Source organism: Streptomyces sp. NPDC001728, assembly GCF_040297565.1.
In the GTDB taxonomy this organism is placed as follows: Bacteria; Actinomycetota; Actinomycetes; order Streptomycetales; family Streptomycetaceae; genus Streptomyces.
On record NZ_JBEOZK010000001.1, the window covers coordinates 396,382 to 409,362 of the forward strand.

Annotated in this window: 10 protein-coding genes; 3 read left to right on the forward strand and 7 right to left on the reverse strand. The window is 70.1% G+C overall.

Annotated elements, in window-relative coordinates; genetic code table 11:
- Positions 1 to 36: 36 nt before the first annotated feature.
- The 3 genes from ABT154_RS01755 (at position 37) to ABT154_RS01765 (ending at position 2,991) form a co-directional block, all read left to right on the forward strand.
- A complete protein-coding gene (locus ABT154_RS01755; protein ID WP_351852023.1) occupies positions 37 to 1,113 on the forward strand; it encodes a ParA family protein in 1,077 nt (358 codons plus the stop codon).
- Entirely contained in the window at positions 1,110 to 2,210 is a 1,101-nt protein-coding gene (locus ABT154_RS01760) for a ParB/RepB/Spo0J family partition protein (protein ID WP_351851526.1), read from the forward strand. The genes ABT154_RS01755 and ABT154_RS01760 overlap by 4 nt, the downstream gene beginning before the upstream one ends.
- A 163-nt stretch (positions 2,211 to 2,373) precedes the next feature.
- Positions 2,374 to 2,991: a GNAT family N-acetyltransferase gene (locus ABT154_RS01765; RefSeq protein WP_317873325.1), complete on the forward strand. Its 618-nt coding sequence runs from the start codon at positions 2,374 to 2,376 to the stop codon at positions 2,989 to 2,991.
- A 104-nt stretch (positions 2,992 to 3,095) separates the two neighbouring features.
- Here the strand turns inward: ABT154_RS01765 and trxA are convergent, their stop codons facing one another.
- From trxA to ABT154_RS01800, 7 genes are all read right to left on the reverse strand, one after another.
- Positions 3,096 to 3,428 (reverse strand): thioredoxin, encoded by a 333-nt coding sequence (gene trxA / locus ABT154_RS01770; protein WP_351851529.1) that lies wholly within the window; start codon positions 3,426 to 3,428, stop codon positions 3,096 to 3,098.
- A gap of 45 nt (positions 3,429 to 3,473) precedes the next feature.
- Entirely contained in the window at positions 3,474 to 4,439 is a 966-nt protein-coding gene (trxB, locus tag ABT154_RS01775) for a thioredoxin-disulfide reductase (protein WP_351851532.1), read from the reverse strand.
- A 138-nt stretch (positions 4,440 to 4,577) separates the two neighbouring features.
- Positions 4,578 to 5,516: an RsmA family anti-sigma factor gene (locus tag ABT154_RS01780; protein WP_351851534.1), complete on the reverse strand. Its 939-nt coding sequence runs from the start codon at positions 5,514 to 5,516 to the stop codon at positions 4,578 to 4,580.
- Positions 5,513 to 6,223 carry an RNA polymerase sigma factor SigM gene (gene sigM / locus ABT154_RS01785; protein WP_351851536.1) on the reverse strand — a complete coding sequence of 237 codons (711 nt, stop codon included), beginning with the start codon at positions 6,221 to 6,223 and terminating at the stop codon, positions 5,513 to 5,515. Before sigM ends, ABT154_RS01780 begins: the two co-directional genes overlap by 4 nt.
- 108 nt (positions 6,224 to 6,331) lie before the next feature.
- Positions 6,332 to 8,056 carry a protein kinase family protein gene (locus tag ABT154_RS01790; protein WP_351851538.1) on the reverse strand — a complete coding sequence of 575 codons (1,725 nt, stop codon included), beginning with the start codon at positions 8,054 to 8,056 and terminating at the stop codon, positions 6,332 to 6,334.
- 117 nt (positions 8,057 to 8,173) lie between these two features.
- A complete protein-coding gene (gene murJ / locus ABT154_RS01795) occupies positions 8,174 to 10,420 on the reverse strand; it encodes a murein biosynthesis integral membrane protein MurJ (RefSeq protein ID WP_351851540.1) in 2,247 nt (748 codons plus the stop codon).
- 45 nt (positions 10,421 to 10,465) lie between these two features.
- Entirely contained in the window at positions 10,466 to 12,850 is a 2,385-nt protein-coding gene (locus ABT154_RS01800) for a DUF6049 family protein (RefSeq protein WP_351851543.1), read from the reverse strand.
- Between the last annotated feature and the right edge of the window lie 131 nt (positions 12,851 to 12,981).

Consider the following 12,981-nt stretch of genomic DNA (forward strand, 5'->3'; position numbering starts at 1 on the left):
GAACCACCGACCTCGCTGGTTCGCGACCCCGAAAGCATGGCAGGCTCTCCTCATCGCGAGCCAGAAGCCGAGGAGAGTGAATCCTTGCGGTCCGACGCCAACATCGCGGGACCGATGACCGATCCGGTCCCCGGTCCCCGAACCGAATCGGTGGGGGAGGATGTTTCACGTGAAACACCGCCCCCGATGGACGACACCCCCATTGGTCGTGCTGCCCAGCTGGCAGTAGAGGCCCTGGGTCGTGCCGGTGAGGGACTTCCCCGCCCGGCCCGGACTCGCGTGATGGTGGTCGCCAATCAGAAGGGCGGCGTGGGCAAGACGACCACGACGGTCAACCTTGCCGCGTCCCTGGCACTGCACGGCGCCCGAGTGCTGGTCATCGACCTGGACCCGCAGGGCAATGCTTCCACGGCGCTCGGGATCGACCACCACGCCGAGGTCCCGTCGATCTACGACGTTCTCGTCGACAGCAGGCCGCTCTCCGAAGTGGTGCAGCCCGTCAAGGATGTCGAGGGTCTCTTCTGTGCCCCCGCCACCATCGATCTCGCCGGTGCGGAGATCGAACTGGTCTCGCTGGTGGCCCGTGAGAGCCGACTGCAGCGGGCGATCCAGGCTTACGAGCAGCCGCTCGACTACATCCTGATCGACTGCCCGCCCTCGCTCGGTCTCCTCACGGTCAACGCCATGGTGGCCGGAGCCGAGGTGCTGATCCCGATCCAGTGCGAGTACTACGCGCTGGAGGGGCTCGGACAGCTCCTGCGGAACGTCGACCTGGTGCGGGGGCACCTCAACCCCGCGCTGCATGTCTCGACGATCCTGCTCACCATGTACGACGGTCGGACGAGGCTCGCCTCGCAGGTCGCCGACGAGGTGCGCACCCACTTCGCCGAGGAGGTGCTGCGGACGAGCATCCCGAGGTCCGTCCGTATCTCGGAGGCGCCGAGCTACGGGCAGACGGTCCTCACCTACGACCCGGGCTCCAGCGGCGCCCTGTCGTACCTCGAAGCGGCTCGTGAGATCGCTCTGCGGGGGGTCGCCGTGCACTACGACCCGCAGCACGCCCAGCCAGGGCACCAGAACAACCAGCGCAGCATGTCGGAGGGGATCCAGTGAGCGAGCGACGTAGGGGACTGGGGCGTGGACTCGGTGCGCTGATTCCCGCTGCTCCCCAGGAACGTCAGACGCCGTCGGCCGGTGCGGGAACGGGTCAGGCTTCGCCCGGAACCGCCTCCGTCCTGACCTCGGGCCGTGGGGTGGCCGCCGCGAAGCTGGCTTCGCTGCCGCAGAGCGCAAGGTCCCCGGAGTCCACGCCTTCGTGGAACGAGCCCGAGACCCCGGCCCTGCCGGCGCCTCCGGCGGGGGCCTACTTCACCGAGCTTCCGCTCGACGCCATCGTTCCCAACCGGCACCAGCCGCGTGAGGTCTTCGACGAGGACGCCCTGGCGGAGCTCGTCGTCTCCATCAAGGAGGTCGGCCTCCTCCAGCCCGTGGTCGTGCGCAAGCTCGATGACGAGCGCTATGAACTGGTCATGGGCGAGCGTCGTCTGCGGGCGTCCAAGGAAGCGGGACTCGAGCGGATCCCCGCGATCGTCCGGGACACCGACGACGAGAAGATGCTCCTGGACGCGCTCCTGGAGAACCTCCACCGTGCCCAGCTGAACGCGATCGAAGAGGCGCACGCCTATGAGCAGCTGCTCAAGGACTTCGGCTGCACCCACGACCAGCTGGCCGAGCGGATCGGTCGCTCGCGCCCGCAGATCTCCAACACGCTCCGACTGCTGCGCCTCTCCGGGGCGGTGCAGCGCCGGGTCGCCGCCGGAGTGCTCTCCGCCGGCCACGCGCGGGCCCTGCTCGGCGTTGAGGACGCGGAGGCCCAGGACAAGCTGGCGTACCGGATCGTCTCCGAGGGCCTGTCGGTCCGTACCGTCGAGGAGATCGTGAGCCTCATGGGCTCCGAGGAGCCCGTCGGTGCGGTCAAGCCGAACAAGCCGCGAGCCGGTGCCCGCGTCGCGCCCGCCCTCACCGATCTCGCCTCCCGGCTCTCGGACCGCTTCGACACCCGAGTGAAGGTCGACCTGGGGCAGAAGAAGGGCAAGATCGTCGTCGAGTTCGCCTCGATGGAGGATCTGGAGCGCATCCTGTCGACCCTGGCTCCCGGAGAGGGACGGGTCATGGACCAGAAGAACAGCGAGAAGGGCGCGGAGGGCTGATCGCTCTCCCCGCGGTCTGAGGCCGCCGAGGGCGGGCCGCATACCGGTCTTCACCGGAACGCGGCCCGCCCTTTGCCTGTGAGCGGTGTCCTCCCGATCGGCCGCTCGATACGATTCCGAGAGGCGTATCCGTACTCGCTGGCGAGGGAAACGAGGAGCAGCCGTGGGGCGTCGGCTCGTACCGCTCACGCTGGACAACCTTCCGGACCTGCCCAAGCGATGTCGCTCCTGTGTGTTCTGGGAGCTCGATCCGGTCAGCGGCGAGGCGGCCGTGAGGGCGGGCCGGTCGGAGCCCGAGAAGGAGGCCTGGATCTCGGGCGTTCTCCTGGAGTGGGGTTCCTGCGGTCGGGTGGTCTACGTCGACGAGATACCGGTCGGCTATGTCCTCTACGCTCCCCCGGCCTATGTGCCGAGGGCGACCGCCTTCCCGACGAGCCCCGTGGCCGCCGACGCGGCGCAGCTGATGACCGCCTGGATCATGCCCGGGTACCAGGGACAGGGGCTGGGGCGGATGGTCGTGCAGACCGTGGCCAAGGATCTGCTGCAGCGGGGGTTCAAGGCCATCGAGGCGTTCGGTGACGCCCGATGGAAGGAGCCGGCCTGTGTGCTGCCGGCCGACCATCTGCTGGCGGTGGGCTTCAAGACCGTCCGGCCGCACCCTGCCTACCCGAGGCTGCGATTGGAGCTCAGGACGACGCTCTCCTGGAAGGAGGACGTCGAGATGGCGCTCGACCGGCTTCTCGGTGCCGTACAGAAGGAGCCGGCCCTGCGCCCGCTCTGACGCCGGGTACGAGAACGGCCCGCCCCCTGTCGGGGGCGGGCCGTTTCTGTTTCACGTGAAACGTCGCTCGTACATCATGTTTCACGTGAAACAGCGAGGCAGCATCAGGCCTTGGTCGGCTCGACGAAGTCCGCCAGGTCGCGGAGGATCGCGGCCTTCGGCTTGGCGCCGACGATGGTCTTCACGACCTCGCCGCCCTGGTAGACGTTGAGCGTCGGGATCGACATGACGCCGTACTTGGCAGCCGTGGCCGGGTTCTGGTCGATGTTGAGCTTCACGATCTCGATCTCGCCGTACTCGGCGGCGATGGCCTCCAGCGACGGGGCGATCTGACGGCACGGGCCGCACCACTCGGCCCAGAAGTCCACCAGGACGGGCTTGTCGCTCTTGAGGACGTCCTCGTCGAAGGAAGCGTCGGTTACAGACTTGAGGGCCACAGCGGCCTCCTTGATCTCGCGGGGTGTGGGGTGGGGAGAGTCGGGTCAGACCGCGGGGGTCTCGGCCAGCTTCTCGCTGTCGGCGAGGGCGGCCAGGAAGCGCTCGGCGTCCAGGGCGGCGGAGCAGCCGGTGCCGGCGGCCGTGATGGCCTGGCGGTAGGTGTGGTCGACGACATCGCCGGCGCCGAAGACACCGGTGAGGTTCGTGCGCGTCGACGGGGCGGAGACCTTGAGGTAGCCCTCCTCGTCGAGCTCCAGCTGACCCTTGAACAGCTCGGTCCGGGGGTCGTGGCCCACGGCGATGAAGAGGCCGGTGACGGCCAGCTCGCGGGTCTCACCGGTCTTCGTGTCGCGCAGGGTCAGGCTGCTGAGCTTCTGGTCGCCGTGGATCTCGGTGACCTCGCTGTCCCAGGCGAAGGAGATCTTCGGGTCGGCGAAGGCACGCTCCTGCATGGCCTTGGAGGCACGCAGGGTGTCGCGGCGGTGGACGATCGTCACGGACTTGGCGAAGCGGGAGAGGAAGGTGGCCTCTTCGATCGCGGTGTCGCCGCCGCCGACGACGGCGATGTCCTGGTCCTTGAAGAAGAAGCCGTCACAGGTGGCGCACCAGGAGACACCGCGGCCGGAGAGCGTGTCCTCGTTGGGGAGGCCGAGCTTGCGGTGCTGGGAGCCGGTGGTGACGATGACGGCCTTGGCGCGGTGCACGGTGCCGGCGGTGTCGGTGACGGTCTTGATGTCACCGGTCAGGTCCACGGCGATGACATCGTCCGGAATCAGCTCGGCGCCGAAGCGCTCGGCCTGGGCCCGCATGTTGTCCATCAGGTCCGGGCCCATGATGCCGTCACGGAAACCGGGAAAGTTCTCGACCTCGGTCGTGTTCATCAGTGCGCCACCGGCGGTGACGGCACCTTCGAAGACCAGGGGGTTCAGCGACGCTCGGGCGGTGTAGAGCGCAGCGGTGTAACCCGCGGGCCCGGAGCCGATAATGATCACGTTACGGACGTCGCTCACGGGTGTCTTCCTCGTCTCTGCAGACTGCCACTGCCTACGGGGGCGGTTGTCTCGGTCACTCTCACCCCACCCAACGGATACTAAGGGGCGTGCATTCCCGAGTCCGCCGCGCGGCACCGGGCCGGGCGGGAAGTGGGGTCAGGGACGGGCGTACGTCTGGCTGAAGAGGACGGTCGCGGCCGGGGTTCCGTTTCCTCCGGTGCGGTCGGCACACGAGGCGTCGAGAACGTAGGCCTGGACCCGGCTGCTGTCCGAGGGATCGGTCAGGACGAGCAGGTAGGCGGGTGTTCCCCGGTACTCGCCCCGCTCCTGTCCGAGCACCGCGTCGGAGCGGCCCGTGCCGGCCAGGACACAGCGGGGGATGACCGCGCCGTCCCTGTTCCGTCGGGGGGTCGCGCTGCCGGCTTCGGCGGACATCGACTCCGGCCCGATGCCCTGAGGTGTCATGGCGGCGCTGTCCTGATTCAGGAGGGCGTGCACCCGGTCCTCGACCGGCGTCCCCGAGAAGGGGGTCAGAGCCGCTCCTGCGGAGGTGTCGGACTTCCTGGCGCCCGTTGCCTGACCATCGGCGGTGACGTCGCCCGACTGGCTCAGATAGAGGCTCGTGCCGAGGATCACGGCGCCGAAGGCGGCACCGAGGGTGGAGAGCAGGGCGATCCGACGGCGGCGCGGCCGTCGGGCGCCGCCGGGCCCGGTCGACGCGGCGGGACGGCCTGCCGGGCGGTCGGCACGGGGGGAGGAGGGGGCGGGGACCCGCTCGGCCGGCGTGGGTGATGTTTCACGTGAAACGGGGGTGTCCTTCTCCGGCGTGCTGGTGCTGAGAAGCGCTTCGGCGGCGAGGGCGGCATCGATCCGGCCGGCGATCTCGGCAGGCATGCGGGGCGGACCCGGAAGGGTGCCCAGGAGGCCGCGGATCTCCTCCAGGGAGGTCCGGACGTCGGCGCAGAGGGAGCAGTCGTCCACATGACGGCGGACGGCTGCCGAGCGCGTCGGAGAGAGGAGCCCCTCGGTCAGATCGGAGATCTCAGAGACGTCCGGGTGCTGTGTGGTGTTGGCCTTGCCGGCCGTGGAAGTCACGTGCGCCCACCTCCGCCCTTCACAGCAGCTGGATCAGTCGGTCCGGTGTCCGTCGGCCCCGGCACCGGTGGGACGGATGTCCCCGGCGTCCGGTTCCTTCCCCCTTCGGGGGCCTCGTTACCCACCGTGTCGACGCGCAGATGAGTGACCATCGGAAGCAGGCGGGCCCGCCCGCGCGCGCAGCGGCTCTTCACGGTGCCGGTGGGAACGCCGAGGATGCGGGCAGCCTCCGCGACCGGGTATCCCTGCATGTCGACCAGGACGAGGGCGGCGCGCTGGTCGGCGGGGATCGTGGCGAGCGCGGCGAACAGCTGACGGTGGAGGTCCTGGCGCTCCACGGGTGCCTCGGCCGACTCATGGGGGTCGAGGAGCTGCTCGAAGCGGGTGTCGTCGTCGACGGGCGAGGTCCGGCGGGAGGCGGTCTTGCGTATGCGGTCCAGACAGGCGTTCACCGTGATGCGGTGGAGCCATGTCGTGACGGCCGACTGGCCGCGGAAGGTATGGGCGGCGCGGAAGGCCGAGATCAGGGCGTCCTGGACGGCGTCAGCGGCCTCCTCGCGGTCCCCCAGTGTCCGGAGGGCCACGGCCCAGAGCCGGTCGCGGTGGCGCCGTACGAGCTCACCGAAGGCTTCGGGGTCCCCGGCGACATGGCGGGCCAGGAGTTCGTCGTCCGCGGCGGTCCGGGGATCGTCAGCCGCAGGGGTCACGGTTCCCCTCCTCGCTCGGCAGCCGTGCAGGCATTCAATCCGGTCCGTGACCGGAAGTAAATGAGCGCCGAGCTGGGCTCGGCGCTCATCGTGGTGCACGGTCGGTGACTAGGGGGCGGTCCCCTGGAACGACACGTTCGTGATGGCCTGCTTGTAGCCCGCGCCGAAGTACTCGTCACGGTCGGAGTACGGCACGGAGGTCATCCAGAGCAGCACGTAGCGGGTCTTGACCGGTGTCTTGGTCTCCGGCTTCGCGGTCGAGTCCGAGGTCTCGACCGAGGCGATCTTCTTCATGGAGTCCGGCGTACCGGAGGGCGACAGCGAGTCCGCCGCATACAGCGTGACGGCGGTCTGCGGGCCGCCGAAACGCAGCGCTATCGAGGCGGACGAGACGTTCTGCTCGCTCCCGAGGTCGTAGACGATCCCGACACCCTGCTTGTACGGCGCCAGGACGGGGCCGCCGACGAAGGTCTTGGTACGCCAGTACGAGGAGCTGTCGCTGTCGTAGGTGTCGCCGACGCCGTCAGGGTTCTGCGGATTGCCGTCGGGGGCGAACTCCTCCGCGGAACGGATCACCAGCGGCTTGGGCGGCTCCGGCTTCTCGTCGTCGACCGTCGGGGCCGTGTTCGGCGTCTCGGTGACGTTGTCCTGGCCGAGGAGCCGGTCGGCGATCTGCCAGCTGCCGAGGCCCAGGGCGGCGATCAGCAGGGCCGAGACGGCCCACTTCAGCGCCCTGCCGGTACGGCTCTGCAGCGGGGGCGGCGGGACGATCACCGGCTGGGTGACCGCGGGACGCGGCTGGGGACGCCCGTAGGTGCCCTGCTGGTACGTCGTGCGCTGGTACTCGGGCGGTGCGGTGAACTCCGGCTCCGGCGGCCTCACACGGGGCATCGCCGCCACGGCCTTGGCCAGCTCGTCCGGGGTGGTGCAGGGCGGTTCCTGGCGCGAGGCGGTGGCCCCGTCGTTGGCCAGGGCGCGCATCGCGATCTCGGAGAGGCCCCGGTGGACGCCGGCCCGGACCTGGTCGGGCGGGAGCAGCCCGACGCCCTTGGGGAGCCCGGAGAGCCCGTACGCGTCGCTGTCGTACGGCCAGCGCTGGGTCAGCGCGGCGTACAGGAGTGCGCCGATGGCCTCGGTGTCGCTGCGCTGCGGACGTTCGGCGGTGATGCCGCGCAGGGCGGCGTTCACGGCCAGACCGCGGATCCGGTACTGGCCGGTGGAGCTGCGCAGGACCGCGCTCGGGGTGAGCCTGAGGTGGGCGAGGCCTTCCCGGTGCGCGGCGGCCATGGCCTGGGAGACCTGGCTGACGAGCTGGTAGGCGTCGTGGGGCTCCAGCGGACCGGCCGCGAGCAGCGCGGTCAGCTCGGTGGAGTCGGGCAGCCACTCGTGCACGACGTAGACGAGGTCGTTCTCCTCGACGGCGTCGAGGACCTGGACGAACCGGGGGTCGCCGAGGAGCGCCGAGGAGCGGGCCGCGGCCAGGACCGACCGGGCCCTGGGGTGGTCGGCGGGCAGCAGATGGACTCCGACCGCGCGCCGCAGTTTCTCGTCGACCGCACGCCAGCTGCTGAAGCCGTCCAGACGGGTGACGCACTCCTCCAGCCGGTAGCGTCTGGCCAGTTTGTGTCCGCTGTGCAGCTCGGGAGCCGTGAGGGAGGGCTGTTCGCCGCTCTGTCGATCGACCGCCTTCGTCTCTGTGGCCTCGGCGGTCTTCTCCGCCGTCTTCTGCTTGTCCGCCACCCCGTCGGTCGCGGCCGTGTCCGCCTTGGCGGTCAGCGGGTCGTCACCGCTGTTGTCGGCCACGTCGACGGCAGCCGTGCTACGTTCCGCCACCGTCGTTCCTGCCTCCCCATCCGTTGCACCGCATCCAACAGCCAAGCCAATTGTGCCCACAGTCGGCCGCAATGCACGACACGCGGCTCCCCCCGATGGTTGTGCGGGGCCGCGGGATCAGCGTCCCAGTCGTCCGCGCACCATGCCGACCAGGGTGTTCAGTTCCGTGATCCGCATGCGCTTGGCGGCGACGAAGAAGACACCGAGAAGTACCACTCCGCCGATGAGCAGGGCAACGAGCGAGCCCAGCGCACCGTCGCCCAGGAGCTTCAGCAGACCGAAGCCGACACCGCCCGCGATGATCGCGGCCGGCACGGAGGCCATGCAGAGGCGTGCGTAGGTCCGCAGCACCTGGGTGCCGTCCAGGTCGCCGCCCAGCCGGCTGCGGAGGCGGCGCCAGGCGATACCGACGCCGACGGCGTAGGCGAGCCCGTACGAGGCGGCCATGCCGACGACGGCCCACTGGGCGGGCAGGACGACGTAACAGACGGCCGAGGCCGCAGCGTTGACGGCGGCCACGATGACCGTGTTGTAGAAGGGCGTCCGGGTGTCCTCGTAGGCGTAGAAGCCGCGGAGCACGACGTACTGGACGGAGTAGGGGATCAGGCCGAGGCCGAAGGCCATCAGGATGAAGCCCATGCCCTGGGCGGCCTCGACGCCGCTGGAGGCGTACAGCAGGGTGCACATCGGGACGCCGAGCGCCAGGAAGGCGAAGGAGACGGGGACGATCGCGACGGCCGAGTTCCGCAGACCCTGCGAGATGTCGTCGCGGACGGCGCCGGGGTCGTCGTCGTGGGCGGCGCGGGAGATGCGGGGCAGCAGCGCGGCCATGACGGAGACCGTGATGATGGCCTGCGGCATGCCCCAGATCAGCTGGGCGTTCGAGTAGGCGAGGAAGCCGGCACCGTTCTTCCCGGACTCCTCACCGGCGGCCGTGGCGAGCTGGGTGACGACGAGGACGCCCGCCTGGTTCGCGAGGACGAAGAGCACGGTCCACTTGGCGAGCTTGACGGTCTTGCCGAGCCCGTGGCCCTTCCAGTCGAAGCGCGGCCGGAACCGGAAGCCGGTCTCACGGAGGTACGGGATCATCGCCAGGGCCTGGACGACGAGTCCGAGGAGGGTACCGACACCCAGCAGGCGGATGCCGTCGTCCGGGATGGTCCGCACACCCATGTGGGACTCGGCGGAGGTGCCGTAGACCCAGATGAACAGGCCGAAGGTGACGATCATGACGATGTTGTTGAGGACCGGCGTCCACATCATCGCGCCGAACTTGCCGCGGGCGTTGAGGATCTGGCCCATCACCACGTGCACACCCATGAAGAAGATCGTGGGCAGGCAGTACCGGGCGAAGGTCACGGCCACGCTGTTGGCCGCGGCGTCGTCGGCGATGGTGTTCGACATCAGCCGGATGAGCAGCGGTGCCGCGAAGACGGCGAGCGCCACGATCAGGCCCAGCGCCACCATGACCAGGGTGAGCAGACGGTTGGCGTAGGCTTCGCCGCCGTCCTCGTCGTTCTTCATCGAGCGGACGAGCTGCGGTACGAAGACCGAGTTGAGACCGCCGCCGACGGTGAGGATGTAGATCATCGTCGGCAGCGTGTAGGCGATGGTGAAGGTGTCGCCGAGCAGGGCCGCGCCGAGCGCGCCGGTGATCACCAGGCTGCGGACGAAGCCGGTGAGCCGGGAGACCAGGGTGCCGGCCGCCATCACCGCGCTCGACTTCAGCAGTCCGGAGGCCCGTCCGGACTTCTTGGGGGCGGGGGCGGGCATGGGGTCCGGCTCCGGCGCGGGCGGGGGCACCTGGCCGGGCGTCTGCTGGTCCCGGTAGAGGTGCGCGAAGGCGTCCGGTTCGGGAGCCTCCTCGCCGGCCCGGGTCACCAGGTCGTCGACGCCGGTGAACTGGACCGTGCGCGCGTCGTCGCCGTACGGCAGGTGCCGTGAGGTGCCATCGGGCTCCGGCGCCGGGGTCTGAGCCCACACCCGGGGGTCGGGTGCGTGCTGGGGCGCGACCGGCTGCTGGTAGAGCGGCTGGGGCTCCTGATAGGTGCCCGGCGGGGGCGGCGGGTGCGCGGCGCGGTCGTAGAGCGCCTCGGTCACCGGGTCCTGTGCGGACAGGTCCTGGGCCCGGTACGGGTCATGGGCGAGGGCGTCCTGGACGTAGGGGTCCTGGGCGTACGCGTTCGGGTCGTACTGGTTCTGGGCGTACGGGTTCTGCGCGTAGGCGTCCTGCGCGTAAGGGTTCTGTTCCTGCGGGGCCGGCACCGGAGGGTGGCCGGGACCGGAGGGGGCCGCGGGCGTCCCACCGGACGGCGCGGTGCCGCCCGCGCCCTGGCCGCGGTCACCGTCGTACGGCGCGTTCATGGTTACCCCACCTCATCGTCCCCGGCCGACCGGCCACGACATCGCTCAACGGTCCACTTTCTCACCCGGGCCCGACCGGTCGCCGCTTTCGGACCCGGTGTCCGGTGTCGGGTCACTCGGCTGCTCGGGTTCACCCCTGTCGGCCTCGTCCGTCACCGCCTCGGGATCCGTCCCGTCGTCAGTACCGGCGTCCGTGTCCTCCGCGGGGGCGTCGGCCTCCGGGTCCGCTGCCGCCTCCGCCGCTTCGGCCTCGGCGTTCCGGGCGGCCACCCGCTTGCGCTGGCTGTACATCCGTACGCCGGCCAGGACCAGGAGCAGCACTCCACCGGCGATCACGAGCATCACCGTGGCGGTGATCTCGGAGACCTTTACGGTGAACGTCATCGGCTGCCCGTACGGCGTGCCGTCCTCGGTGTAGAGCTGGGCGGTCATCGGCACCTGGCCGTTGACGCTGGCGGACGCGTTGAACTTCACGGACTGGCTGTGCCCGCCGTTGATCTTCACGGGGAGCTCGGCGTCCCGGTCGCCGTTCACCTGGAGCCGGTTCTTGTTGCCGGAGGTGAGCCGCAGCACGAGATGGACGTCCTGCAGCAGCTTGTTCTGGACGGTCACGGGGATCGTCGCACTGCGGCCGGAGAGCGTGAGATCGGACTTGTCGACCAGCTGGACCCCCTCGGTGAGGGTCTGCAGATACTCCAGGACGTTGATCCGGTAGAGCGCGGCTGCTCGGGCCTGCCCCCGCCACGAGGTCGACATCTCGCGGTTGATCGCGTTGCCGAACGGCGTCACGACACGGTCCTGCTGGGACAGGATCACCTTGAAGTCGTTCAGCTCGTCGCGGGTGGTCTTCATGTCGCGGAAGGCCTGGACGGGCAGTTCCCGGTCGCGCAGCTTCTTCGGATACCGGGAGCTGCTGGGCACCGTGGTGGAGGCGTCCGGGTCGGGCTTGGCCGCGGCGGCGGCGAGGAGGTCGCTCGGCTGGGTCCAGCGACGCCCGGAGAGACCCTTGAGGGCGGTCGCCATCGTCTGCGCCTGGGCGACGGTCGGCATCCGCTGCGGGGCGACCACGATGCTGCGCTGGTCCTCCGGCTGCTCCATGGTGATCGCCAGCGACTGGGCGAGGAACTTCTGAACCGCGAGCGTGGAGTTCTCCGTGCGGATCATGTCCCCCTCGAAGGCGGTGGACAGGAGCGCGTCGCTGACCACGGCCGTGGTGCTTCCGTTGCCGAAGGGGCGGGCCGCCGTCGGGGTGTAGGAGAGGTCGTCGCGGACGCTGTCGCTGCGGGCGATCACCTTGTCGGCGCCCGCGGAGGTCGCCACGGCCACGATGGAGGGGTCGACGGCTCCGTCGGCGGGCCATGCGAAGTCGGTGGCGGCCTGGGTGTGCAGGACGGTCTCGACCGTCATCCCGGCGAGGGCGGTCGCCGACTGGAGGTGTCCGAGGGAACCGGGGACGTCCTTGCCCCGGTGGGCCAGGGAGGCGAGGTCGGGGTCCGCGAAGGGGAGGGCGACGACCTTGTGCCCCTGAACCGCCTTCTCCAGCGCGTCCAGCCACCGCTCGGCGACGGCCTGGTTCTTGCCCGGGACGTGCAGAGTGCCGTCCTTGACGCGGTAGCCGTTCGCCATGGCGTCGACGGAGGCCAGCAGGTCCGGGTCGACCACCCAGGTGACCGGGAGGTCCCCTCCCAGCGAGACCAGCTGGTCGAGGCGTCCGCCCGGCTTCAGCTCGGCCGCCAGGACGTCGTCCTCGAAGACGGGGGTCTGCTGATCGTCCGTGGCCGTCTCGGCGGAGACATGGGCGGAGGAGATCAGCGGCCAGAGGTAGGTGAGCTGGGTCTTCTTCTCGGTGGCCTCGGGCTGGTACGGCAGGAACGTCCGCTCGATGCCGAGCACCCTGTCGTCACGCCGGTCCGAGGTCTGCCCGGTGAGGGAGACCCCCAGCTGGTACACACCGGCGTCGTCGAGTCCGAGATCGGAGACCGGGACGGAGAACGAGAAGTCCGCGCTGAGGCCGGCGCCCAGCCGGGGGATCTTGACGGTGGGGGCGTCGTCGAGGGGGGCGGGGTCGCTGTCGCTCCGGTAGCCCGTGCGGCCCGTCACCTGCTCGATCTCGCTGCGGCTCGTCATCCGGGGCCCGACGCGCAGATCCACGGTCGCGTCGGTAACGGTCTTCTTGCTCCGATTGGTGACCGTCCCGGTGACGGTGACCGTGTCTCCCTCGGTGGGCGCGGTCGGGGTCAGCGTGTCGAGCGACACATCGACCGTCTTCGAGACGGCGCTGCCCTCGGCGGCGGAGGCCGGGGAGGCGCCCGCAGGTGCCTGGAGCAGTCCCGCGAGGAGCGGCGCCCCGACGGCGACGGTGATCGTGCGCCGCAGCCATCGGCGGGCAGGTGAGGGACCGGTTCCCTGGATGTCTGCCGCCTCGGCCACGCGTTCGCCCGTCCTCGTCGTTGTCTCTGATGCCAGTGGTGGAGTGGTTCCCGGTTGCTGTGTCCAGGCATGGTAACGAGGCATGCTGGGAGCAAGTGCCGGGGACTGCTCCAGGCGATCTTCCACGGGGT